Annotated in this window: 26 protein-coding genes and 1 tRNA gene; 10 read left to right on the top strand and 17 right to left on the bottom strand. The window is 62.2% G+C overall.

Annotated features, from left to right (window positions below):
* Positions 1-327: 327 nt before the first annotated feature.
* Both LB564_RS06100 and LB564_RS31615 read left to right on the top strand, forming a co-directional pair.
* Positions 328-404: transfer RNA gene (locus tag LB564_RS06100), tRNA-His, on the top strand.
* Positions 405-484: 80 nt separating this feature from the next.
* Complete coding sequence (locus tag LB564_RS31615) at positions 485-748, top strand: DUF6538 domain-containing protein (RefSeq protein ID WP_318012781.1); 264 nt, start codon at positions 485-487, stop codon at positions 746-748.
* A 403-nt stretch (positions 749-1,151) separates the two neighbouring features.
* On the opposite strand, the gene LB564_RS06095 is transcribed toward LB564_RS31615, so the two are convergent.
* The 4 genes from LB564_RS06095 to LB564_RS06080 form a co-directional block, all read right to left on the bottom strand.
* Positions 1,152-1,343 carry a hypothetical protein gene (locus LB564_RS06095; RefSeq protein WP_224535891.1) on the bottom strand — a complete coding sequence of 64 codons (192 nt, stop codon included), beginning with the start codon at positions 1,341-1,343 and terminating at the stop codon, positions 1,152-1,154.
* A gap of 108 nt (positions 1,344-1,451) precedes the next feature.
* Positions 1,452-1,934: a DUF2269 family protein gene (locus LB564_RS06090; protein ID WP_224535889.1), complete on the bottom strand. Its 483-nt coding sequence runs from the start codon at positions 1,932-1,934 to the stop codon at positions 1,452-1,454.
* Entirely contained in the window at positions 1,934-3,220 is a 1,287-nt protein-coding gene (locus tag LB564_RS06085; RefSeq protein ID WP_224535887.1) for an SDR family oxidoreductase, read from the bottom strand. Before LB564_RS06085 ends, LB564_RS06090 begins: the two co-directional genes overlap by 1 nt.
* A gap of 174 nt (positions 3,221-3,394) precedes the next feature.
* Complete coding sequence (locus LB564_RS06080) at positions 3,395-4,420, bottom strand: NAD(P)/FAD-dependent oxidoreductase (RefSeq protein WP_224535884.1); 1,026 nt, start codon at positions 4,418-4,420, stop codon at positions 3,395-3,397.
* Positions 4,421-4,535: 115 nt separating this feature from the next.
* On the opposite strand from LB564_RS06080, the gene LB564_RS06075 reads away from it, so the two are divergent.
* The 8 genes from LB564_RS06075 (at position 4,536) to LB564_RS06040 (ending at position 11,123) form a co-directional block, all read left to right on the top strand.
* Positions 4,536-4,826: a hypothetical protein gene (locus tag LB564_RS06075; RefSeq protein WP_224535882.1), complete on the top strand. Its 291-nt coding sequence runs from the start codon at positions 4,536-4,538 to the stop codon at positions 4,824-4,826.
* A 139-nt stretch (positions 4,827-4,965) separates the two neighbouring features.
* A complete protein-coding gene (locus tag LB564_RS06070; RefSeq protein WP_224535880.1) occupies positions 4,966-6,027 on the top strand; it encodes an ABC transporter substrate-binding protein in 1,062 nt (353 codons plus the stop codon).
* A gap of 10 nt (positions 6,028-6,037) precedes the next feature.
* Positions 6,038-6,805: an ABC transporter permease gene (locus LB564_RS06065; RefSeq protein WP_140709325.1), complete on the top strand. Its 768-nt coding sequence runs from the start codon at positions 6,038-6,040 to the stop codon at positions 6,803-6,805.
* Entirely contained in the window at positions 6,805-7,479 is a 675-nt protein-coding gene (locus LB564_RS06060) for an ABC transporter ATP-binding protein (protein ID WP_224535878.1), read from the top strand. The genes LB564_RS06065 and LB564_RS06060 overlap by 1 nt, the downstream gene beginning before the upstream one ends.
* The gene (locus LB564_RS06055) at positions 7,476-8,651 is read left to right on the top strand and encodes an ABC transporter substrate-binding protein (RefSeq protein ID WP_224535876.1); all 1,176 of its coding nucleotides are present in this window, start codon (positions 7,476-7,478) and stop codon (positions 8,649-8,651) included. The genes LB564_RS06060 and LB564_RS06055 overlap by 4 nt, the downstream gene beginning before the upstream one ends.
* Positions 8,639-9,601, top strand: a complete 963-nt coding sequence (locus tag LB564_RS06050) for a PQQ-dependent catabolism-associated beta-propeller protein (RefSeq protein ID WP_224535875.1) — start codon at positions 8,639-8,641, stop codon at positions 9,599-9,601. The genes LB564_RS06055 and LB564_RS06050 overlap by 13 nt, the downstream gene beginning before the upstream one ends.
* Positions 9,577-10,323, top strand: coding sequence for an ABC transporter ATP-binding protein (locus tag LB564_RS06045; RefSeq protein WP_318012772.1), 747 nt, complete (start codon positions 9,577-9,579; stop codon positions 10,321-10,323). Before LB564_RS06050 ends, LB564_RS06045 begins: the two co-directional genes overlap by 25 nt.
* Positions 10,320-11,123 (top strand): ABC transporter permease, encoded by an 804-nt coding sequence (locus tag LB564_RS06040; RefSeq protein ID WP_224535871.1) that lies wholly within the window; start codon positions 10,320-10,322, stop codon positions 11,121-11,123. The genes LB564_RS06045 and LB564_RS06040 overlap by 4 nt, the downstream gene beginning before the upstream one ends.
* Here the strand turns inward: LB564_RS06040 and LB564_RS06035 are convergent, their stop codons facing one another.
* The 13 genes from LB564_RS06035 to LB564_RS05975 form a co-directional block, all read right to left on the bottom strand.
* On the bottom strand, positions 11,124-11,540 hold the full coding sequence (locus LB564_RS06035; protein ID WP_140709318.1) for a c-type cytochrome: 417 nt from the start codon (positions 11,538-11,540) through the stop codon (positions 11,124-11,126).
* Positions 11,521-12,399 carry a cytochrome c oxidase assembly protein gene (locus LB564_RS06030; RefSeq protein ID WP_140709316.1) on the bottom strand — a complete coding sequence of 293 codons (879 nt, stop codon included), beginning with the start codon at positions 12,397-12,399 and terminating at the stop codon, positions 11,521-11,523. Before LB564_RS06030 ends, LB564_RS06035 begins: the two co-directional genes overlap by 20 nt.
* Positions 12,396-12,605 carry a hypothetical protein gene (locus LB564_RS06025; protein WP_224535869.1) on the bottom strand — a complete coding sequence of 70 codons (210 nt, stop codon included), beginning with the start codon at positions 12,603-12,605 and terminating at the stop codon, positions 12,396-12,398. The genes LB564_RS06030 and LB564_RS06025 overlap by 4 nt, the downstream gene beginning before the upstream one ends.
* 133 nt (positions 12,606-12,738) lie before the next feature.
* Entirely contained in the window at positions 12,739-13,344 is a 606-nt protein-coding gene (locus tag LB564_RS06020) for a heme-copper oxidase subunit III (RefSeq protein ID WP_224535867.1), read from the bottom strand.
* The gene (gene ctaD, locus LB564_RS06015) at positions 13,341-15,314 is read right to left on the bottom strand and encodes a cytochrome c oxidase subunit I (protein WP_224535865.1); all 1,974 of its coding nucleotides are present in this window, start codon (positions 15,312-15,314) and stop codon (positions 13,341-13,343) included. The genes LB564_RS06020 and ctaD overlap by 4 nt, the downstream gene beginning before the upstream one ends.
* Positions 15,311-16,306, bottom strand: a complete 996-nt coding sequence (gene coxB / locus LB564_RS06010; RefSeq protein ID WP_224536680.1) for a cytochrome c oxidase subunit II — start codon at positions 16,304-16,306, stop codon at positions 15,311-15,313. Before coxB ends, ctaD begins: the two co-directional genes overlap by 4 nt.
* A 14-nt stretch (positions 16,307-16,320) precedes the next feature.
* A complete protein-coding gene (locus LB564_RS06005; RefSeq protein ID WP_224535863.1) occupies positions 16,321-16,854 on the bottom strand; it encodes a c-type cytochrome in 534 nt (177 codons plus the stop codon).
* The gene (locus LB564_RS06000) at positions 16,851-17,720 is read right to left on the bottom strand and encodes a substrate-binding domain-containing protein (RefSeq protein ID WP_411910211.1); all 870 of its coding nucleotides are present in this window, start codon (positions 17,718-17,720) and stop codon (positions 16,851-16,853) included. Before LB564_RS06000 ends, LB564_RS06005 begins: the two co-directional genes overlap by 4 nt.
* The gene (locus LB564_RS05995; protein WP_140709310.1) at positions 17,698-19,578 is read right to left on the bottom strand and encodes a methanol/ethanol family PQQ-dependent dehydrogenase; all 1,881 of its coding nucleotides are present in this window, start codon (positions 19,576-19,578) and stop codon (positions 17,698-17,700) included. Before LB564_RS05995 ends, LB564_RS06000 begins: the two co-directional genes overlap by 23 nt.
* Complete coding sequence (locus tag LB564_RS05990) at positions 19,575-20,357, bottom strand: heme-binding protein (RefSeq protein ID WP_224535861.1); 783 nt, start codon at positions 20,355-20,357, stop codon at positions 19,575-19,577. Before LB564_RS05990 ends, LB564_RS05995 begins: the two co-directional genes overlap by 4 nt.
* Positions 20,358-20,789: 432 nt before the next feature.
* Complete coding sequence (locus tag LB564_RS05985) at positions 20,790-21,065, bottom strand: hypothetical protein (protein ID WP_181173814.1); 276 nt, start codon at positions 21,063-21,065, stop codon at positions 20,790-20,792.
* 141 nt (positions 21,066-21,206) lie between these two features.
* The gene (locus LB564_RS05980; RefSeq protein WP_224535859.1) at positions 21,207-22,175 is read right to left on the bottom strand and encodes a manganese catalase family protein; all 969 of its coding nucleotides are present in this window, start codon (positions 22,173-22,175) and stop codon (positions 21,207-21,209) included.
* Positions 22,176-22,368: 193 nt separating this feature from the next.
* Complete coding sequence (locus LB564_RS05975; RefSeq protein WP_224535858.1) at positions 22,369-23,556, bottom strand: NADH-quinone oxidoreductase subunit D; 1,188 nt, start codon at positions 23,554-23,556, stop codon at positions 22,369-22,371.
* Positions 23,557-23,816: the final 260 nt, after the last annotated feature.

Below are 23,816 nucleotides of genomic sequence, written 5' to 3'. Positions count from 1 at the left end.
CAACAAAAGGTCGCATTTTGTCGGACAAATAGATCTGAGATAGTGTCGGTCAAGTGAATACCCGGCGGGTGGAACCTCCTCCCTCCACCTCCGGGGTGACCAGCCAGCACCTCCTCCCGCTGGCTCGTAACAGGAAAAGGCCGGCACCTCCTCCCGCCGGCCTTTTTCTTTGCCCGGCGAAAGGTGCCCCGTTGTGGGGAAGCGACCTTTGCCTCGCAAAACTCTTGAATTAGAATCCATAAGCCCGTAAGGACGCATCGCCGAACGACAGAGCGGATCGCGGAGAATGAACCTTCCACCTCGATCCCGCTACCAACGTTGAGACGTGCCGTTGTAGCTCAGATGGTTAGAGCGCCGGATTGTGGATCCGGAGGTCGCTGGTTCGATCCCAGCCAACGGTACCATTGGCTTTCCCCATAAGGCGTTGAATTTCTTATATAATTTCGGACCAAGGCGATTGTGATACAAATGGTGTTTCAGAGGCCTGGGAAGACGACGCGAAGAGCATGATCCTGACCGCTCCCTGCAACTGAGGGGGGATCATTTCCACTACTACCGCAGGGTGCCCAGAGAGATCAGGGATCTCGACGAGCGTAGCGTGTTCGTTCGCCGCGCCCTCGACACCACTGACCGTATAAAGGCGCGCACCGCCAGAGATCTCCACGAGGCTGCTGACAATGCCTTGTGGGCGCCGTTGATGCTGGGGGAAAATCGCACTGCGGCGAGGCGTTCTTCCTTCGCTCGGTGATCTTGCAGAGCGCGTTCCAAGTGCTCGTAGAGCGCGAGCCATGCCTCACCATCGTCGCCTCGTGCCACGATGATCTCCGCGACGCGGTCGAGCGCGCGTTCAATCCGCTGTGCCGTGACTGGTCGAGGCGTGGGCGAGTATCGCCTCACGGCTTCGCCGTTCTGCAAGGCCATGAATGCAACATGCCATGTACGTAGGCGGACTCTCCTGGTGCAATGGAGGCCTGCGTTCAGTTCGGGCTGCAATCTGCGGCTGCGCCCTGAAAATGGGAAACACTCTCTGCTCGTCGGGGCTGGTAGCGGGAGACCGCTACATCGCAATACCCACCATTGGGGGAGCGTTCTTTTCCTGTCGGCGGCATGCCGCGTGACAGCCATGGTGAGCAAGCCCCACGAGTCGAAAATCACGATACGTTGGGATGAATGAACAGCGTCATGGCCCAGGTAAACAAGATAGCCGCTCCATGCCAGTCCAGGCTCTGTCGTTCAAAGATTAGCCAAAGGATTGCGTAGGCCAACAGGATCAGGAATGCCGCGGGGCGGGAGGTCCATGTGCCGATCGAGGTGAGCACGCCGGTGACGGGATGGTTGGCCATCCCAAAGAACTCGGTGAGCCTGGTTCCCACTGCGGTACATTGCGCCGTAGGAGCCAGCCACGTGAGACAGACCAATTCGCGGCACGATGATTCGGCGATCCTGCGCAGCTACAACGCTGGCCACTCGATTGCCGGGCGCGCAACCATCAGCCAGAAAATGGCGAGGACCGCGCCGAAAGCCGGGAAGCCGAAGACAAACCAGCGTCTGAACAGCTGATTGTAGCGCTCGGGCGGGGCTTGGTTGGACAGGGCAGCCTGTGTCGCCAGATTTCGCATCTCGATCTGCATCCACACGACAGGCAGCCAGAACACGCCGGTTACGATGTAAAGCGCAATCGAGAGAATGATCCAGCCTTCGGACAGCGAATACCCCGCAAGCCAAGCAAGGCCTAGTCCGGTCAGGGGTTGTACGACAACGGCCGTAGCCGTGAACAGGAAATCAGCCAGGACGACAATGCGGGCGACGGCGGCGATCGTCGCGGCGTTTCCGGTCCGGTGTGCCATAAGCATGAAAAACGCAATGCCGGCGCCAGTCCCGAGCAGCACAGCCGCACCGATGACGTGAAGGTATTTGAGCACAAAGTACATCATCAGCGTTCCTCCAGAATGGCCAGCGCTGCAAAATGCAAAACGAGGGTCGGGAAGATCTTCAACAGCGGCCCGAGTGGCTCATACCAAAGATCCGGCCGCAAAATGCTCCCGGCGACCGCATAGAAAAGCGATACCGTGATTGCGCCGAAAAGACCAAGCCGGCTGGTTGGGCGCCAAGCGATAAGCGTCCCCACGACGATGTCAGCCAGTGCCCCGGCGACGACCGCCGGTTCGGCCAATGCGCCGGCAGCAGTGCCAATCAGCAAGTCAACTCCGCTGCGCCAGCCGACGGTGAGGGAAATGATACCGGTCAGAATCCAGAAGAGCGGCAAAACGACAAACAGCGCCGGCTTGACGAAGTAAAGACCGGCGAACCATCGCTCCTGCACCGTCGCAGGATTTAGACGTAGTGCAGCTGGGAGACTGGACGGTTGAATGCCGGTCGCCGTCATCCACGGCCGGGGATCACCGACAGCGCCACGCGTGATCTCTTTTGCAGCATTGGTGCGCATCGGCGGGCGCCAGCCTAGCTGAGCCGCGGCATCCCCCAGCCTGTACAAGATAGCTGCGGTCCAATTGGGCAAGATGAACTCGCGAGCACGGTTCCATCCGAGCCAGCGGCGATAGCAACCGACGACCTCGCTCATCGAGAGCGCCACGGGCCCAGCAAGTTCCAGCGTGAGGCGCGATGGGCTGCCGGGTTTGAGGAAAAAGAGAACGGTGGAGATCACGTCATCGAGCTGAACGACCTGGAGAGGGCCCGTGTCGGGCATCAACGGCAAGAGCGGCAAAGCCGCGAGGCCCCGAAAAAGCGCACTTGCGCCGAAAGCCGGCCTTCCCAGCACCACTGAAGGGCGCAGGATTACCCACTCAAGCCTACGCGCCATCAATGCTTCATCGCCGGCAAGCTTGCTGGCGGAAAAGGCGGACGGCTGCTGGCAATCGACCCCGATGGCGGAAAAGTGAATGACCTTGTTCACACCTGCCTGCTCACATGCGATGAAGAGAGCAGAGGCGCCGGTCATATGGACATGCCGGGTGTTTTCCCGGGCGCTATCCTGCAGAACCCCGGCACAGTTTACGACGGCGTCCACACCGGCCAGATAGGGCGTCCAATCTTTAGGTCGCAAGGCTCGCGCCATATCCAGTGAAATGGCTCGGGTCTCAGTATGGATGCCGGTATCTGGATGGTGAAGCACGCGAACCACCTCATGTCCCTCACCAGTCAGGAGCGCGCAAAGCGCCTTCCCAATCAGACCTGAGGCGCCGGTCACGAGAATTCTCATTCCTTGCTCCCACCGTTCGCCGGCGCGTGCGCCCTCATAAACCCTGCCACCGCGCCTGAGAGAACTTGATCGAAGCCGAAGCCAGCAGTGTGACGCCGGGTGGAACAAGCTCCAGGCGACAACGCAGCGAAGAGTTTTCCGGCGGTAGAATGCGTTCGCATCTGCAGGTCAACTTCATCGACATTTCGTCGCCGGCTCGGCGCAATCGCGCAGATCGTTGTGAATGTGAGTTGCAGCCGTGGCGGCATGTCCGAACGCAACGGCAATTTGATTGAGCCCCTCGGCCACGTCACCGATGGCATAGAGTCCTGGCGTTGAGGTCTCAAGGTGCCGGTTGACCATGACATAGCCCTCTTCGTCACAGACAGCTCCAAGCGCGACCGCGAGTTCGGAGCGTACGTCGCAGCCCATCGAAGGGTACACCACATCGATGTTGCGCATCGGGGCACCATCGGCCATGACGACATCGAAGCCAGTTCGTCTAGGGACCAAGTCATCGACAGCGTCCCAGATTTCTACTCCGCCTGCCAATGCGACATCGCGGGCAGCCTCGGAAACATCATCCGGGTAGTTGGCGAGCAAGGCAACTGGACTGCCATATTCCTTCAGGAACAGAGCCTCCCTGACGGCGAGATGCTCCGGGCCAACGACGCCGATGCGGCTACCCCTGGCCTCATACGCATCGCAAACCGGGCATAGTCTGACAATGCCATCCGCGATCGCCTGCTGCAGTCCTTTAATCGAAGGGGCCTTGTCCACAATGCCCGTTGCCAGAATTACGCGCCTTGCTTGGATCATCCCGCAGGCCGTCGTCAGAAGAAAATATCCCTCGCGTTTTTCGGCGTGAGCTACGTAATCGTCGGCGACGCTCGCCCCGTATAGGCGTGCTTGGGCTCGTAGTCGGCCGAGCAGTTCTTCCCCGTTGATGCCCTCGGGGAAGCCCGGACAGTTATGGGATTTTGGAATGAGCTTGGCGCGCGCATCCCCCGCGTCGAATGAGATCACCGAACGCAGAAACCTGGCTAAATACGTGGCCGCGGCGAGCCCTGCAGGGCCGCCGCCGACGATAGCAACGTCAAAAATTTGTGAGCCGGAAGAACGTGGCATAGCGCCCAACCCGCGCAAAACAACCTTGTTCCACGTGTCGAATGACACGCGATAAGAGCGAACCTCGAATCGAGACATAAAGAGAAAGGCCACTGCCAAGTCTCCGAAACGTCGTAGCTGCCACCCGTGAATACAGCGCCACAGGGAAAGTGAAACCATCATAGAACTTCGGATCACCGCCGGGCTTAATCTGGCGAAAGGGTCTGAGATGAGCGTGACGAGAGAGTTTTTTGAAAACTGGCTACAGGAGAATGTCGGCACACTTCCTGGCCGAGAGGAAGTCAGCGTTGCGGTGCTCGCCCAACAATTCGAAGAAGATGCCGAGGTGGCTGGTTACGGGCGCGACGTAAGGGAGGACGAACTCGGAAACATCGAGGATGCTATCGAGCAAGCGATCAAGAACGGCGGGCGCGGGGTGGAGAGCCAGAGATCCGAAGGGGACGATCTGGTGCCTGTAATGGACGCGTTGGAGGTCGATGATCCCAAGAGCGGACCGTAGGCTCTAACAACCGCCTTCCGTTCGCCTGACCAATCCCGCGGGCAGTGGCATAGCGAGGCCCGTCTCGTAATGGGCGCTAGGTCAATTCCGAGTCAGTTCCATGCACCGTAGAGGAACATTCCTGCCGCCAAGACGTTAGGTGAGTTCCTTCACACCGGTGCGCTCCGTGCTAACTGCGAACCTCCCAGGCGAATGGCTGACCCGGCACGAACAGGGCCACATCTCGCGGCGGACGGCTCTTGCAGGTATTGGCTGTTGGCTGTTGGCTGTCTCCTCGGAAGCCGAGGCACAGCCGCAGCCGCGCGTGCGGTTTGGCGTGCTGGGATATGGCACCGCTGCTTGGGAAGTCGACGTCATGCGGCGGCACGCGTTGGACACCGCACACGGAGTATCAATCGAGGCGCAGCGGCTTGCTGGTGCCGAAGCGGGCAAGACAGCATTGCTGGCGGGCAGTGTCGACGTTATCGTTTCGGATTGGGTGTGGGTTATGCGCCAGCGGAGCGAAGGCGCCGATCTGGTCTTCTATCCCTATTCTCGTGCCGTCGGCGCACTGGAACTGCCACAAGGTTCGCCCATCCGAACTGTTGCGGACCTCAAGGGCAAAAGGCTTGGGATCGCGGGTGGTCCGCTGGACAAAAACTGGATTCTGTTGCGCGCGCTCGGCCTCCGTCAGGTGAAGCGCGATCTTGCTGAAGAGGTGCATCCGGTGTTCGGCGCGCCGCCTTTGTTGGAGCAGGAGTTCCTGGCGCGGCGACTGGATGGCCTGCTGACATTCTGGAATTTCGCCGCCCGTCTCGAGTCAGGGGGAGCAAGGCCTCTGCTCAGCGTCGCGCAGATGCTGCAGGGGCTTGGCGTATCCGCCGAATTGCCGATGCTCGGCTACGTCTTCCATGAAAGCTGGGCCCGAGCCAACCCGATTGCCCTCACGCGATTCACGAACGCCACTGCGGCTGCAAAGTCGCTGCTCGCGTCCTCGGACGATGAATGGCGGGTACTAACGCCCCAGTTGGGCACGGCCGATCCTCACCTCCAGGCAGCACTGCGCGACGCTTATCGAGCCGGAATCCCTCGTCGCTTCGGCAAAGGCGAACGTGATGGCGCAGCCCGGTTGTTTGCAATCCTGGCCGAACTGGGCGGCGAGGATATGGTCGGCAAGGCAACGAGCTTGGATCCCGGTGTTTTCTGGGCCATACCGGCTTGAGCTGGCGATCATGACCGAGGTCTCAGCCATTACCACCAACATTCAGCGTTGGCAGTCCGCTGCGGCATTGCTTGCCATGGTGCTTACCTGGCAGATCGCGGCATCGATTGCCGCCGATAGGCTGTTTCCCGGTCCGGTCCAGGTTGTTTCGGTTCTCTTGCACGAAGCGGTTCGGGGCGAGCTGCTATACCACCTCGGCATCTCGCTCGCGCGCGTTGCCGCAAGCCTTGGGGCGGCAATCCTGATCGGCGCGGTCCTTGGCTACGCGGCAGGCCGCTCGCGCCGGGCCGACGTCTGGATGAGGCCTTGGATCGTGTTGCTCCTCAACATGCCGGCGCTGATCACCGTCATCCTGATCTATATCTGGCTGGGCCTTGCCGACACGGCGCTTGTCCTGGCCGTCGCGCTCAACAAGATCCCCAACGTTGTGGTGACTATCCGTGAAGGCGCCGGCCGGCTGGACAAGGACTTTGCCGAAATGGCCGAGCTCTATCGTTTCGGCCGCGCCGCGATGCTGCGGTATGTCGTGCTGCCCCAACTGGCGCCTTTCTTCCTGGTCTCCCTGCGCAACGGGCTGGCACTGACGTGGAAGATCGTGCTGCTCGCCGAACTGCTCGGCCGCTCCAACGGCGTCGGGTTCCAGCTGCAGGTCTATTTCCAGAACTTCGACGTCACCCATATCCTTGCCTACGCCATCAGTTTCGGTGTCGTGATGCTTGCCATAGAGTATGGGCTGCTTGTGCCGTTGGAGCGCCATCTGCTCACATGGCGACGCTGATGCTCAGGATCAGAATCGAGGAGAAGACTTTCCCGGGTGACGACGGCCAACGCCGGACGATCTTTTGTCCGCTGTCGCTCGATATAGCCGACGGGCAGGTCTGCGTCCTGACCGGGCCGTCCGGTGTCGGCAAGTCGACGCTGTTGTCGATCGTTTCTGGGGTCGACGACGAATTCTCGGGCAGCGTGAGCGGCCGTGCGCTTCCAGTAGGCATGCTTTTCCAGACGCCGAGGCTGCTGCCGTGGCTCACCGCCTTGCGCAATATCGAACTCGCCGTCCCCGGCCACGCGCCCGATGCGGCCCGGTGGCTCGCCGCCGTCGGCTTGAAAGGTCATGGGCAGGATTATCCGCAACGTCTCTCCGGCGGCATGGCGCGGCGCGTAGCGCTCGCCCGAGCGCTCGCCGTCGAGCCCGCGCTCCTGCTCCTCGACGAGCCGTTCGCATCACTCGACGAGGCGACGGCGCAAGCCATGCGCCGCCTGCTGCAGGATAGTTTCGCCAAGCGGCGCCCCACCACGCTGCTGGTCACCCACGATCTCGCATCCGCCTCGTCGCTGGGCGACCGGGTCATCGTTCTGGAAGGATCGCCGGCACGCATCGTGCGCGACGTCGAAATTTCACGTCGCGATGAAGCGGGATCGGCGCGCTTTAGGCTGGGAAATTCGACACAATGAGACTGATTCTGGCCCTTCTTTATCTTTTGTTGATCGCCGGCCTTGGCGCCGCCGAGGAACAAACGATGGTGATCGGCTATATCGGCCAACAGCGCAAACCCGCTCTGCCCCTGGGGCCCCTTGACGAAGCCGTCGCCGATGACGGCCTGCAAGGCGCGAGGCTCGGTATTGCCGACGACGACAGCACCGGCCGGTTTCTTGGGCAGAAATTTCGGCTGGAGGAAAGGATCCTGGCACCCGCTGAAGCTCCGGCCGACGCTGTAAGGCAATTCGCCGATGCCGGCATCGCCTTTGTCATTGCCGATCTCGATGCCGATCAGCTTCTGCAGGCCAGTGCCGCGCCCGGGGCTGAGCGGATGACGTTGCTCAACAGCCGAGCGCCGGACGATGCGCTGCGCCAGCAGAATTGCCGCAGGAATGTTCTGCACACGATCCCGAGCCGCGCCATGCTCGCCGACGGATTGGCGCAATATCTCGTCTGGAAACGCTGGCGGCGTTGGTTCCTGCTCGTGGGACCACATCCGCAGGATCAGGCCATGGCGGCGGCCTTTCGACGGGCGGCGGCTCGCTTCGGAGCCGAGATCACGACCGACCAGCCATGGACCTTCAGGCCAGCCAATGGACGCGCCGACACCGGGCATGTCACGCTGCAGACCGAAATACCGGCGGTCACGCAGGTCAGCGACTATGATGTTCTCGTGGTCGCCGATGAAGCGGATGAATTCGGCGCCTATCTGGAGGGGCGCACTGCTCTGCCGAGGATCGTCGCCGGTACCCAAGGGCTGGTCGCCACAGGCTGGAGCGCGGTCAGCGAGGAGTGGGGCGCCACGCAACTCCAGGATCGTTTCCACAGGCAGGCCGGGCGCTGGATGCTGCCCAGCGACTACGCCGCCTGGCTTGCTGTGCGCAGTATCGGCGAAGCGGCGACGCGTCTGCACAGTCTCGATACCGCGGCAATCGGCAAATATATACGCGGCGATGCGTTTCTTCTCGCTGGCTTCAAGGGGCAGGGGCTCACTTTCCGTGCCTGGGACGGACAGATGCGCCAGCCCATTTTGATCGCCGGGCCGCGCCTGCTGATCTCCAGCTCGCCGCAACCGGGCTTCCTGCATCAGCGCACGCCGCTCGACACGCTGGGCATCGACCAGGAGGAGAGCACATGCAAGTTCTAATGGCGTTGTTGCTGGCGGCGTTCGCTCTTGCTGCTCCCGCCGCCGCGGAGACCATTTACGTATCCAATGAGCAGGACAACACCGTCGCGGTCGTCGATGGCGCGACGATGACTTTGCTGGCGACGATCGACGTCGGCCGACGTCCGCGCGGACTGGCGCTCTCGACCGACAACAAGATGCTGTTCGTCGCGGAAGGCGACGACAACCGCATCGACGTGGTCGACGTCACAAAGCGCCAGCTGGTCGGGCAGTTGCCGTCGGGAGCCGATCCGGAATTCTTCGCGGTCCATCCGGACGGCAAGCGGCTGTTCGTCGCCAACGAGAACGACAATCTGGTGTCGGTGGTGGACATCGCTGCCGCCAAGGTCATCGGCACGGTCGATGTCGGTGTCGAACCGGAAGGGATGGCGGCCAGCGCCGATGGCCGCTATGTCGCCTGCACGTCGGAGACCACCAGCATGGTCCACCTGATCGACGCAGGCACGCTCGAACTCGTAGACAACCTGCTGGTCGACACCAGACCGCGCGCGACTTTGTTCTCGCCGGACGGCAAGCAGTTGTGGGTCTCGTCGGAGATCCGGGGCACCGTGACCGTCTTCGACACGGCGACACACGCCCAAACCGGCAAGATCGAGTTCGCGGTGCCGGGTATCCGACGCGAGGGCGTGCAGGCGGTTGGCATGGAGATGTCCCGCGACGGCGCGACCGCCTATGTGGCGCTTGGACCGGCCAACAGGGTGGCTGAAGTCGATGTGAAAACACTGGCGGTCCGTCGGCTCTATCTTGTTGGCCAACGACCCTGGCACGTTGCGCTGTCCGCGGACCAAAAGCGTCTGGTGAGCGCCAACGGCAATTCCGGCGACATATCCTTTATCGATCTCGAGAACCAGGAGGTTGTGAAATCGCTGCCGGTAGGCCGCGGGCCATGGGGCGTTGTGATCGGCCCATGAACGCCTTGTCGGTCGAGCACCTCAGCCACAGCTTCGGAAGTCGACGGGTTCTGGATGACGTGTCATTTTCGGTGCCGGAGGGCGGAATGTGCATTCTGCTCGGCCGCAATGGCGCCGGCAAGACGACATTGTTGTCGCTTGTTACAGGTCTCTATCACGCCCACGCCGGGTCAGTCCTTGTCTTCGGCCATGCGATGAAGTCTAGCCCATCAACCGCGCTTGCCGAGATGGGTGTCGTCTTCCAGCAGCCGACGCTTGATCTCGACCTGACAGCTGGCGAGAACCTGCGCTATCACGCCGCCCTGCATGGGCTCCCCAAAAGTTTGAGCAAGGAACGTTCCGGCGAGGAGCTCAGCCGGCTCGAAGTGGCCGACAGGATTGATGATCCTGTTCGCGCCCTGTCGGGCGGCCAGCGGAGGCGTGTCGAGATCGCACGGGCGTTGATGCACCGGCCGCGTCTTTTGCTACTCGACGAGCCGACCACCGGCCTCGATGTGCCGGGCCGGCGCGCGCTTGAGCGGCATGTGCGCGACCTCTGCCGCGACGGTGGCATTGCCGTGCTTTGGGCCACGCACTTCCTCGAGGAAGTGGCCCCCACCGACAATGTCGTGGTTCTGCATGAGGGAAGTGTGCGTTGGGGCGGCCGCGCCGACCGCATGGCCGCCGCTGTCGGAGTGGCCAATACGGCCGAGGCGTTCGCGTCCTTGACGAGGTCGCCATGAAGATGCATCACGCCTGCCGGGCACTCACGGGCATCCTGCGACGGGAAATGCTGCGCACGCTCAGGCAGCGCGGCCGTCTGTTCTCGGCGATCGTGCGGCCGATGGTCTGGCTGGCGATCTTCGCTGCCGGCTTCCGCTCCGTGCTGGGCCTGTCGATCACGCCGCCCTACCAGACCTACGTGCTTTACGAAGTCTATGTCGTGCCCGGCCTGGCGGCCATGATGCTGCTCTTCCACGCCATGGCGAGCTCCCTGGCCATGGTCTACGACCGCGAGATGGGCAGCATGCGCCTGTTGCTGACGGCGCCGTTGCCGCGCTGGTACCTGCTAGCCGCGCGACTGCTCGCCAGCGTCATTGTCGGCCTGCCGCTGGTCTATCTGTTCCTGGTTATCGCGCGCTATTGGGACGTGCGGCCGCCGGCTCTCGGTTATGTTGCGGTGTTTCCGGCGCTCTTGCTGTCGGGACTGATGCTTGGTGCCTTCGGATTGCTGGTATCGTCGGTCTCGACGCAGATGGAGAACTTCGCCGGCGTGATGAATTTCGTCATCTTCCCGATGTTCTTTGCCTCGACGGCGCTCTATCCGCTCTGGCGTCTCGCCGAGGCGGGGCCGGTCCTGGCAACGATCGCCGCTTGGAATCCTTTCAGCTCGGCGGTCGAGTTGATCCGCTTTGCGCTGTATCTGCGGTTCGATGCCGCCTCGGCCCTGGTCGTACTCATCTGTCTCCTAGCGTTCTTCCTGGCAGCCGTGGTCGGCTATGACCCCGGTCGCGGCCTGTGGTCACGACGCCCCGGAAGCTAATCACTTGAGGGCGTAGAGGTAGGCAGCGATATCGCGCGCCTGCTGCTCCGTAATCCCGGTCGATGGCATGGCCGTGCGCGGATTGATCTCCCTGGCCGATCGTATCCAGCGGACCAGGTTCTCCGGATTGTTGGCCAGGAAGCCGCCGATTATGACACGGTCGGCAAGGCTGGCGTCGAGGCGAGGGCCCACTTGCCCCTGCGCGCCCGGCACACCCGTTATCGTATGACAGCCGGAGCAGCCATTCGCGGTCATGATCGGCAGGGCGCGCGCTACCTCACCGCCCGTGGACGCCTCCGCCTCGTGCCGGATGCGCGCGGCCCGATCGGACCACCAGGTCAACCCGGCCACGACGGTGATGAGCAGCACCAGCGCGGCGCTGGCGGCGGCAAGCAGTTTAGACAGGCCCGAGCGCATGCGCCGCCACCCTCCTTCCGCTCGTCTTGATCCACAGCCCGGCCAGCAGCAATGCTGCCCCGCCGTAGATCAACCCGGCCGGCACCCACATCACCAGCCCGGCAAGTTGCTGATCTTCCAGCGGGCTCAAATTCCACAGCGCCGCACCGATGGCATTCTCCGGGTACCAGAGCCGTGGCGAAACCAACAGGAGAACGCCGAGCAGGCCGGTATGCAGCGAGGTGACGAAGAGATGCATAACCGCGCCGCCATAGTTCTGCTGACGGCCGGAGCGCGGCAAGATCACCCACCAGAACAGCAGGCCGGTTCCAAGAAAGCTCGCGTGCTGGGCATAGTGCAGCACGCCGCGCTCCAGTGCTGCCACGAACAGCGCCGGAATGTGCCACATCCATATGGCGATGCCATGCATAATGGTCGCGCTTAGCGGCCGGGTAGCGAAAGCCCAGGCCGCGTTCAACCATCCGGCGTGCCCGGCAATTCCCAGAACGCGGCGGAACCGGGCGGGGAGACCCCACATCAAGGCCGCGGCCGGGCAGGCAGCGACCAGCAGCGGCGCAGCCACGGCCATCAGCAGTTCATGCTCGATCATATGGGCCGCGAACACCTGCTCGCCGAGCGCATGAATGGGACTGACCAATGCGGCCGTCAACACGCCCCATCCGGCGGTGAACAGCAGCGCCTGACGCAGCCGCAATGTCCTGCCGCGGCCGCTGCGCCGCCAAAGCCGGCTCGCGCCCACGACATAGATGATACCGAGAACGGCAAGCGGCAGCGTGATGGGCAGCGCGAGCGTCCACCCGGCTTCTGGCGCGCCGGCACCATAGCAGATCGAGGTTGAGAACAGCGCGTCGAGGTTCATCGCAAGCACTTGTCCAGGATGAGCGCGGCGCTGCCTTGCATGACGATAACAAGTGCGAACAGCAGCGCCGACAGCATGCCGAGATTGGCGACGAACCGCTCGGTGTCGCGCGTACGCTCCGGTTTGAAGGCCGCGCCTCCTTCACGCTTCGCCCGCCAGGACAGCGCCCCGCCTAGCAGCGAAAACAAGACGAGCAGCAGCGCCAAGGGGAGCACCACCGGCACCTGGTGGTTGCATTGCCAGGGAACCAGCGCATAGTTCAGCTGCGTCGAGAGTGCCCAAGCTAGCGGGCCTGACAGTAGGCCACCCCAAGACGTTCCAAAACGCAACGCACGCATCTCAGCCTAGCCTCGGCATCCAGTAGATGAGCAGATAGATCGGAATCCAGGTCAGGACCACGAAGTCCCAGTAGAAGACATTGTCGCCGACATCGCCGAAGCGCCGGCCGCTATAGCCGTGACGCGTGAACATCAGCACCGTCAGCACGATGGTGTCGCCGACATCGGTTATGAGATGCGTGGTGTGAAGCCCGAGCAGCACCCAGAGCATGGATCCATAGGCATTGGTGTCCCAATAGATGTTGAGAGCCGGGAATTCGAACCAGCGCACCACGAGCGGAGCGATGCCGAACAGCGACATGACGATCATGCCGATCCGCACCGGCAGCATGGCACACCGCTCGGCATAGCGATGGAGGATGTGGTTCGGCACAAGGCTGACGATGAGCAAGATGGTGACGATCGTTCCTGGCCAATGGTTGGGCTCCGGTGCGCTTAGACGCCAGTTGGGCCACAGGGTCGCGAGATAGAGATAAGCGCCGGCCGCCAGCGCGAAGCCCGTGCCTTCCAGCGCCATGAAGCCGAGTGTGCCCCACCAGGTCGGGCTGCGCGCGCCATGTCCAAAGGTCGGCAGGTCGGAAATATCGGCGGCGGGGCGCTGCTTCATTCTTCGTCCTCCGGATCGCCCTTGGGCCAAAACCATCCGATCAGCGTGATGGCGATCGGAGCGGCGCCCCAGACAACCGCCCATGGCGTGAAGATCGAATAGACAAATGTCGCGCCGACGGAGATCGCCGCCAGCAGCGGCCAGATGGAGGGTGCCGCCGATTTCTCGCGAATGTCTGGATGGGCTTCCGCCACGGTCGAGATGAGGAGCTCGCGCGCATCGACCCGCAGCCCGGTCGCCACGGGCAGCGCCTCGCGCTCAGCCCAGAGCGGCTCGACATGCGTGGCGATCGGAATACGCGCGAAATTATAGCTCGGCGGCGGCGAAGACGTCGCCCATTCCAAGGTTCCGGCATTCCAGGGATTGTTCCCGGCTGGTGCGCCTTTCAGCGCGCCATGCGCAAGATTGAAAATGAACAGGACGAAGCTCAGGAAGAAGAGCACAGCCCCGGCCGAGATGAAAAAGTTGATATTTCCCCAGCCAAGCTCGGCCGGATAGGTGTAGACCCTTCGCGGCATGCCCCATAATCCGACGAGATGCATCGGGAAAAACGTCGCGTTGAATCCGATGAAAGCCAGCCAGAAGTGCCAGCGTCCGAGACGCTCGCTCATCATCCGGCCGCTGATCTTGGGGAACCAGAAATAGGCCGCGCCCAGGAGCGGGAAGACAGAGCCGCCGATCAGCACGTAATGGAAATGGGCGACGACGAAATAGGTGTCGTGTACCTGGAGGTCGAGGGGTACCGAGGCGAGCATGACGCCGGTGAGGCCGCCGATGACGAAGATGAAGAAGAAGCCGAACACGAACAGCAGCGGCGTTCGGACCACTGGTCTGCCGTCCCACAGGGTCGCCAGCCAGCAGAAGATCTGCACGCCGTTGGGAATGGCGATCATCATGCTGGACGCTGTGAAGAAGCTGGCGCCAAGCTTCGGCAATCCCGTGGCGAACATGTGGTGGACCCACAGCCCGAACGACAGGAAGCCGACCGCGACCAGCGACAGGACAAGCCCGAGATGACCGAATGTCGGTCGCCTGGCAAAAACGGGAATGATCGAGGACACCATGCCCGTAGCGGGCAGGAAGATGATGTAGACTTCCGGGTGGCCGAAGAACCAGAAGAGATGTTGGAACAGCAGAACATCCCCACCTTCCGCCGGGTTGAAGATGTGCGTGCCGACCAGCCGGTCGAGGATCAGGAAGGTGGAAGTGATCATCACCGCCGGCATTGCGAAGACGACGACGAAGGAGGTAACCAGCATTGCCCAGACATAGAGCGGGATCTTGTCCAGCGACATGCCAGGGGCTCGCTGCTTGAACACCGTGACGATCGTCGCCACCGCGACGGCCAGCGAGGATACTTCAGTATAAGTGATCATCTGCGCCCAGACGTCGGCCCGCTTGCCCGGCGCGAATTCGGGGCCGGATAGCGGCACGTAAGCAAACCAGCCGACATCGGGCGCCATGTTGAGCGCGAAAGATACCCAGGCGAAAACGCCACCTGAAACGTAGATCCAGTACCCGAACGCGTTCAGGCGAGGGAACGCGATATTGCGGGTGCCGACCATCAGCGGCACGAGATAGATTCCTGTTGCTTGGACGATGGGCACCGCGAACAGAAACATCATAGTAACGCCGTGCATCGTGAACAGTTGGTTGTAGAGGTCCGGCCCGATCAGGCCGCGCTGTGGACCTGAGAGCTGGATACGCATGGCGATGGCATTGAGCCCGCCCAGGCACAGAAATACGAAGGCCGTGATCAGATAGCGCCGTGCGATCACCTTGTGATCGACGCTGGACAGCGCTCCGACGATGCCGGGGGGCGTGCGCCAGGTGCGTTCCAGCCAGCGATGCAGGCGGGCATCGTCCATCCCCGTATCGCGCGGTCCGTCGCGTTCTGGAGCAATGTCGCCCTTGGACGCTGTATCCGGTTTCGAGATATCGCGGTCGCCTGTCATATCGGCGCTGCTCATTTCAGGCCCTCGAGATAGGCGACGATGGCGTTGAGCTCGTCGCCGTCAAGATCGACCACCGGCATATGGGATCCGGGCTTGACGCCTTGCGGGTCGGCTATCCAGGCGGCGAGATTGCCGCGGCTCATCGTCAGTGTTCCGGCCGCCAGCGTCTTCCTGCTGGCTATATGGGTGAGATCGGGGGCGACCGTTCCTCCCGCGGGCGTGCCGCCTATTCTGTGGCACATCACGCAGGGGCGCCTCAGAAACAGATCTTCGCCGGCTTTGGCCTCGTCACCTGCCGGGGCCACGGCCGGCTGCAACTGGTCGTTCCACCAGGCATCGAACTTTGCACGCGGCTCGGCGATGATGAAGGTGCCCATATTCGCATGCTGCGCGCCGCAGAACTCGGCGCATTGACCCCGGTAGACGCCGGGCTTGTCGGCCTTGATGTCGAGCACGTTAATGTGGCCGGGGATGAGGTCGAGCTTGCCGGAAAGGCTGGGGATCCAGAACGAATGGATGACGTCGGTAGAGGTCAAAAGAAGCCGGACCGGCTCGCCGGCAGGGATATGGATCTCGTTTGCCGTGGTCAAGATGCGGCTTGGCGTTGCATCCTCGTAGCGCACCTCCCACCACCATTGATGGCCCGTGACCCGAATGGTCAGCGAGGCATCCGAGCCGATCGCGGCGAGCGTCCTGTTGGCGAAGAAGCTCAGCAAGGTCAACCCGATCAGAATGGCGGCGGTCACCGCGACGGCGGTCAGAACCACGCGCAGCTTCCGTCCTTCGGCGCTGGCGTCGATCGCGAGCGGTTCCGCCTTCGCGCGCGACCGCATCATCAGCGGCGCGGCGAGGGCGATCATCACCAGCACCCACACCACCGCGCAGAGGCCGGTGAAGAACCAAATCAGCCATGCCTGCTCGCTCGCCGCGGGACCTTTCGGGTCGAGGACCGATTGCCAGCCCGCGCACCCCTGGAGCAACAGAGCACCAGCGGTGGCGAACGCCATCGACACGGGGCGCTTCACGGCGACTTCCCCAGCGTGGCGGCATCTGGCATGCGGTTTTCCGACGGATGCACCATCATGTCGTCATTGCGTTGCGGCGCGGCGGAAGACGGCGCGTTGCCGCTGAGCGAGCGAACGTAAGCCGCAAGCTCCCAGATCTGGTCGTCGGGGATCCTGTCGCGGAAACTCGGCATCCCATTCGGCCGGCCGTCGCGGATCGTAGCATGGATGCTTTCCATCGAGCTGCCATAGATCCACTTCTCGTCCATCAGCGCCGGCCCCATGCCGCCCCCACCGTTGGCATGGCAGCCCGAGCAGTTGAACCAGCTGAACAGGCGCTTGCCCTCGCTCATATGGAAGGCGTTGGCCTCGAAACTCGCCGCCTTGTTGTCGGTGTGAAAGGGTCTTTCGCCGCCGGGCTCGAGCGTGGTCACAGGCGTCGGCTGCTCGCCGGATCCAAGCGCCGATTGCGGCCGCGTGTCTCGCTCCTCGCGCTGGCAGGCAGCCAGGACCAGCGTCGCCGAAACCAGCACGGCAACCCGGCGCATCATCGTGCCTTGCTCCCGGAAGCGTCGAGGCGGGGAACGCTATATTGCGCCAGCACCGCGTCGATCTCGGCCCTGTGCCTGGCCAGCGCAGCGTTCACCTCGCCGCGCAAGGCTTCGTCCTCGCGCCGTACGCCCATGGAGATATCGTAGACCATCGGCAGCAACGGCCCGTCTATGGCTGGCCTAACCGGGGTAATGCGGAGCGGCACCTTCTGCCTGGCGGCAAAATAGCCGGCAAGCGGTCCCCAAACGACCGCGAGGTCGATCTGACCTGCGGCCACCGCTTCGACGATGCGCGCCGGAGGATTGGGTGCGGAATAGTCGCCATAGACCGGATAGCCGACGAGACGGCCGACGACGCCGCGGCGGCCAAGCGCCTGGACGGGCGGGGAATTGGCGCCGTCATCGCCGATAAGCTGCACGCCGATCCGCATGCCGCGCAGGCGCGGATCGTTGAAAGAACTGATGTCCGGACCGTCCTGTCGCGTGACGAAAACGTATGACGACCTGTAGTAGGGTGTGGTGGTGCGCAGCATTTCGAGATTGGCCGGGGTGCCGGGAACAAGATCGCACAATCCCGCCTTCAGGGTGTTGCGCACGAAGCCGCGACGCTGGGCCCACCACGTGTAGGACAACTTTGCGCCGAGCTCGCCCGCCACGATTTGCGCGATTTTGTTCTCGAACCCCTGACCGGCCGCGTTGGAAAACGGCATGTTGTTGGGATCAGCGCATACCCTGAGCTCGCGTCCATCGGCTGCTCTCGCCGCATCCAGCGAACCCAGCATGCCGATGCCGATCGCAAGCAGCACGAGGGCCCAGCGTCCCAGCCTCACGGCCGTCGCAAATCTATCGAGGCAGCCGAAACACATAGAGCGTGCCTCCCGCCGTTGTCGCGTTCTTCAGATCCTTCATCGCGTTCACGAAGCCCAGTGCCGCCGTTGCATCGCGTGGGTCTAGGTCGCCCGAGACGATCGCGCCGGCCCAGCCGCCCACGCCCGAGAGGATGGCGACATATTGGTGCCCGTCGGGTCCGCGATAGGTGATGGGCTGGCCGATGATCCCCGACGAGGTCTTGAACTGCCACAGCAGATCGCCGGTCCTGGCGCTCACCGCCTTGAACCAGCCTTCCATCGTGCCATAGAAGACGACGTCGCCGGCGGTCACCACCGCGCCGCTCCACACCGGGAAATTCTCCTTGAGGCTCCAGGCGGGTTTCTCCGCCGCGACATCCCAGGCGGTGAAGGCGCCGCGATTGCCGCCGGGCCCGGGGATCATGCGGACGTTCATCCCCACATAGGGCGTGCCGGCTATGTAGTTCACCTCGACGCCTTCTTCATCCATGCAAAGATTGTTGTGCGGGATGTAGAGCAGGCCGGTCTTCGGCGAGAACGCGGATGGCTGCCAGTCCTTGAGGCCTGATGCCGTCGGACAGATATCGCGAACGACCTTGCCGGTTCCGGTCTTCTTGTCAGGGTTTTCGATCAGTCGGCCCGTCTTGAGATCAACACCTTTGCTGGAGTTGACGGGGCCGAAGGGTTTTGCGGACAGGACTTCGCCTGTGGTCCGGTCGAGGATGTACAGATAGCCATTGCGCTCCGGCCGGACCAGCACCTTGCGCGGCTTGCCCTGCCAGGTCATGTCGAGCAGGATCTGCTCGTTGATGCCGTCATAGTCGTGGAGGTCATGCGGGCTCCACTGATAAAACCATTTCGCCGCCCCGGTGTCGGGATCGCGTGCGAAAATGCCAGACGTCCATTTGTTGTCGCCCGGCCGCAAATCCGGGTTCCATGGTCCGGGATTGCCGGTGCCGTGGAAGATCAAGTTCAGATCGGGATCATAGGAAATCCAGCCCCACATGTTGCCGCCGCCGATCTTCCAGGCTTCCGGCGGCCACGTGGTGACGCCAAGATCCTTGCCCTTGTCCATGTCGTAATGCGGCTTGAAAGTCGGCCCTATCAGCACGTCCTTGTCCGGCCCGGTGCCGTAGGCGGTCCAGACGACATGACCGTCGCCGGCGTCAAGCGCCTTGACCCAGCCGCGAACGCCCATCTCGCCGCCGGAATTGCCGACCAGCACTTTGCCCTTCACCACAAGCGGCGCCATGGTGATGGTCTCGCCTATATTGATGTTGCCGATATGCGTGTTCCAGATCGGCTTGCCCGTGTTCGCATCGAGGGCAATCGTGTGGCCGTCCAGCGTGTTGAAGAAAACGCGTCCGTCGGCGAAGGCCGCCCCTCGGTTAACGACGTCGCAGCAGGCCACCCCCTGTGCCGCCGGCTCGGGATTGGGTTCGTACTTCCACTTCATCGGGGCGCCTGGCCTGGAGAGATCGAGCGCATATACGATGTTGGGGAAGGGCGTTACGATATACATGGTGTTGCCGACGACCAGCGGCGCCGCTTCTTGCCCCTTGTTCACACCTGTCGAGAACGTGAACGCGACCTGCAGGTTCTTGACGTTGCCGTCATTGATCTCGGAGAGTTCGCTGAAGCGCGTCGACGCGTAGTTCTTGGCCGGCATCGTCCATTGGCCGTCATCGGGTGGCGAGGCTGCGGCGGGCGGTACGATCGCTCCTGTTTGAGGGGGCTCCGAGGCAGCGCCCAGAAGCGGCAGGCAGGCGAGCAGCGTCACCAAAAGGATAACGCCAAAGGAATTCCCGGCTGTCCATTTGCGGGTATGTCGTTGTGCGTCAACGCGCGTTAATGCCAACTGCGGCAAAGCTTTCATTTATTGATCGAGCCTCCCACACCGGCACCGAGTTCGGCCGCGATGTCGGCTTCTGTTCCGGCACAAAGCGGATGGCCCCAGCCCGAAGCGCTTTTGCCGCCGGGGTCCAGATCGTAGACAATCGCGTCCTTGCGATTTGGATTGACGCCTGCCGGGACCTTGTCGAAGCCGAGCGCCGCGCGGATACGCCAGGCGACATTGTGATCGGCGCATGAGGAATCGCCTGAAACGCCGAGGCCGCCGACGATGCTATTGCCGTCGTAGAGGGCGAGCCCGCCCCCAAACACCACGACACCTCCGACCGGCTTGCCGACCAGCGGATCGCTCGCGCTGCCGAAAGTTTTGGGATCGCCCGCATAGGCCGCAGCCTGGTTGACCGGATTGGTCGCCTGCAGGCCGAATAGTGGCCCGCCCGGCTGCGCCCCCGCATAGAGATTGGCCGTCGACAGGGCCATCTGAGCCAGGCTGAGACCGTTGGCCGTGTTGGCTTTCTCCGCTGCGATGAGGCGGCTCCCAGGCCATTGCGAGTCGGCCGTGGGCCCACTGAACGCAACCGCGCAGACGGTGCCGTCACGAGCAACGATGGCTGCCCATTCGTTAGTTTCAAAGCCGCCATTGGCTGGGCCGCCGCTTGCCTTCACGTTGGCCTTGAGTACACCAAGCAGCCTGTCGTGATCGGCCGGGCAGGGCTGCTGCGCCATGGCCTTATCCTGGTGGAAGAGGCCACCGATCAGCAACAGCAGAGCAAAGACAGGTACGAAAAGCTGAGAGCGGTACATTGTCCCGGGCATCCGTTCACATGACAAGAAGACCCCCGCCAGATGGAGAGTGCGAGGATATGTCGTATGCGTTGGTGTCTAACTCGCGTAATGCTTCTATGTTCCTGCTTTGAAAAATTCGTGCAGCTGGAGTTGAAGCCTGGGGTTCCATAACGGCTGGAACCCATGTCCCTGCGCCACGGTCGCGACGAGTACTTGATGCTTGAAAACGCGACCGGGATCGCGCAAACGCACTCGCCTCTCCCTGAGAGCGCTGTTGCCGTTGTCACAGCGTTCGGCGATGGATGATCTCTTCAATAAGTTTGGCGTCGGCTTCGTATTCCGCGGCCGGCTGGTCATTTGGCTGGCTAGTCTATGTCTTTCCCGAGCGGCTTCGCGTTTCGCCGTCCGTTTCGCCAACTCGGCCCGCTGCTGGTGCGCTCTTAGAAGGCTTCAAAGAGCCTGTTCCGCATCGTCCGCCTGGGCCTGCATCAAAACGTCTGCTTCGAACGCATGTCCGGTGTGACAACGGTAACGGGCAATCGGCCCGTCTTCGAGGAGAGCCGCCGGAATGTCCGGCGAAATTTCCCGGACAAGTCTCTTCAGCGCGTCGACGCCCCCCGCCGAGGCTCCGATTGCGACAATGCACCGGTTCTCGCAACCGTGAGCACGGACCTTCTCCGGCTGTCCCGCATGTTCCGACAGCGGTAGCGGTGCGGCGGTGGCCATGTGCTTCACCCACGTTCAGCAAAGATTTTTTTTGCGAGCACTCCGGCCAGGCCGCCGCTGCCGGTCGGATGCCCTGCTTTCGTCATCAGCTTCCTGACCCGTCGCCGAACCAGGTGTCCGGCAACGACGTTCTACTCCGAACTAACGCTTACGTGCGCGTTTGACGGCAGCCTCTGCCATGGCCGGGGCCTCCTCAATGCTTGCCGCGCCGCCAAAATCCGCGTTCTTGGTTCGGCCAGCTCCCGGACCCGCACCTAGATCAGCGCCTGTGGTCGGATCGGAACTCGGATCGGAAAGAGTACGGTCGGCCATCTTGGCCACCACCTTCATGTCTTTGGCCCCCAGCTTGACCGTTGCCAGGCCGTCTCCGCCGTCGACGGGCATCACCTTTTCAAGGTCATCGATGCGGTCCCACTCTTCGCCGGAATTCCAGGGGCCAGTGACATCGCCGTCGCCCTGGGAGGTGTTGACGTACATGCTGGCGTACTTCTCTACGCCTGGCAGCTTGCCTGACGGGAAATTGTTTTCGATCGCGTAGAGTGCTTTCTCAAACGACTTCTGGTGAGCGATCTCGCGCGTCATCAGGAAGCCGAGCGCGTCCTTGATGCCCGGGTCGTCGGTGATGTTGATGAGGCGTTCGTAAACGATCTTGGCGCGCGCTTCGGCTGCGATATTCGATCGCAGATCCACCGTAGGTTCGCCGCGCGAGTCGACATAGGCCGCGGTCCAGGGAACGCCGGCCGAATCGCACAGCGCGGGAGCGCCGCCGAACAGAATCGATTCCTTGGCTGTCGTACCGCTGGCGCCGATCATCAGGTAGAGGTCCGCCTCTTTCATTTGACCCTCGGCAAGTTGTGCCTTGAGCCCCTTGTTCAGCATGGTGACTATCGATCCCACCACTTCGAGGTGGCTGAGTTCTTCGGTCGCGATGTCAAGCAGCATGTCGCGACGGCCGAGATCATCTTCGCCAAGGCCTTGGGTGAAATATCGCATCGCCGCGGCAAGCTCACCATCGGCGCCGCCGAACTGTTCCATGATCATACAGGCCAGGCGGGGATTCGGCTCCGAGACGCGAACGGTGTATTGCAGGCGCTTGTTGTGCATGAACATGGACAATTCTCCGGTTAGACCGCCCAAACCTCACCGCAATATGATTGTTCCATCCGGCGGCCGAGCTTAGGGGATGAAAATCGAGCGATCGAAGGACACGCCGTCGGGAAAGCCCAAGTGAAAGCTCCGAACCGCATCAGTTCACGGCGTGGAGTGGCCGAGGGCGCGTCTGCAAACTGCTGACCAGCGACGACTAGCGATCCACATCACCCAAGACGATGTCCAACGATCCGAGGACCGCGGTGACGTCGGCCAGCATATGGCCGCGGCAAAGGTGGTCCATCGCCTGGAGATGAGCGAAGCTCGGAGGCCGCAGCTTGCATCGGTAGGGCTTGTTCGTTCCATCCGATACCAAATAGACGCCAAATTCTCCTTTCGGGGCTTCCACCGCGGCGTAAACCTCGCCGGCTGGCACCCGAAAACCCTCGGTGTACAGTTTGAAGTGGTGGATCAACGCTTCCATGGACCGCTTCATGGCCGCACGTTTGGGAGGGACGACCTTGCCGTCGAGATTGGAAACAGGTCCAGTCCCCTCCTTTGCCAGCAGGTCGACGCACTGGCGCATGATCTTGGCAGACTGCCGCATCTCCTCCATGCGCAACAGATAGCGGTCGTAGCAATCGCCATTCTTGCCGACCGGGATGTCGAAATCCATCTCTGCATAGCACTCGTATGGCTGGGACTTGCGCAAGTCCCATGCAGCACCTGATCCACGCACCATCACGCCGGAAAAGCCCCAGGCCCAGGCTTCATTCTGGGAGATCCGCCCGATGTCGACATTGCGCAGTTTGAAGATGCGGTTATCGGTGAGCAACCTGTCCAGGTCATCCACGGTCTTAAGAAACGGGTCGATCCAATTTCCAATGTCGACGATCAAATCTGGCGGAAGGTCCTGGTGCACGCCGCCTGGCCGGAAATATGCTGCATGCATGCGCGATCCACTCGCCCGCTCGTAGAAGACCATCAGCTTCTCGCGTTCAACAAAGCCCCATAAGGGCGGCGTCAGCGCGCCCACGTCCATGGCCTGAGTTGTCACATTCAGCAGATGAGACATGATCCGCGAGATTTCACTATAGAGAACCCTGATCAACTGCCCACGCCGCGGCACGGCCAGGCCCATCAGCTTTTCGATCGCGAGGCACCAGGCATGCTCCTGAGACATCGGTGCCACGTAGTCGAGGCGGTCGAAGTAAGGCAGGGCCTGAAGGTAAGTTTTGGCTTCGATCAATTTCTCCGTCCCGCGATGCAGCAGGCCTATATGGGGGTCAACACGGTCGACCACCTCCCCATCGAGCTCGAGTACCAGACGAAGCACGCCATGTGCGGCAGGATGTTGGGGGCCGAAATTGATGTTGAAGTTTCGGACGGAATTCTCTGCCATGCGGGCACTCCTCGGGAGCCTGCCTAACCTCTCGTCTAAGCCGTTGTTCCGCTAAGCGGAGTTATTTCACGACCGGCGATGCACGCCTTGCATCAGGTCCGCTAAACCGGCTTCAGGATCATCACCTGCTGCGCCAACGAGCACCGAAATGCCCCACCAAAATTGCCAAACCGTGATCTCGCAGACCGGTCCCTCAAAACGATGCGCCCGGGTTCGCTTGCCACCACTATCTCACATGCCTGCCGCAACGATGGACCGCT

The organism is Mesorhizobium sp. ES1-6 (genome assembly GCF_020164775.1).
Taxonomy (GTDB): Bacteria; Pseudomonadota; Alphaproteobacteria; order Rhizobiales; family Rhizobiaceae; genus Mesorhizobium.
Note: the sequence above shows the minus strand (reverse complement) of the source record. Positions and strands in the feature narration are given on the sequence as shown.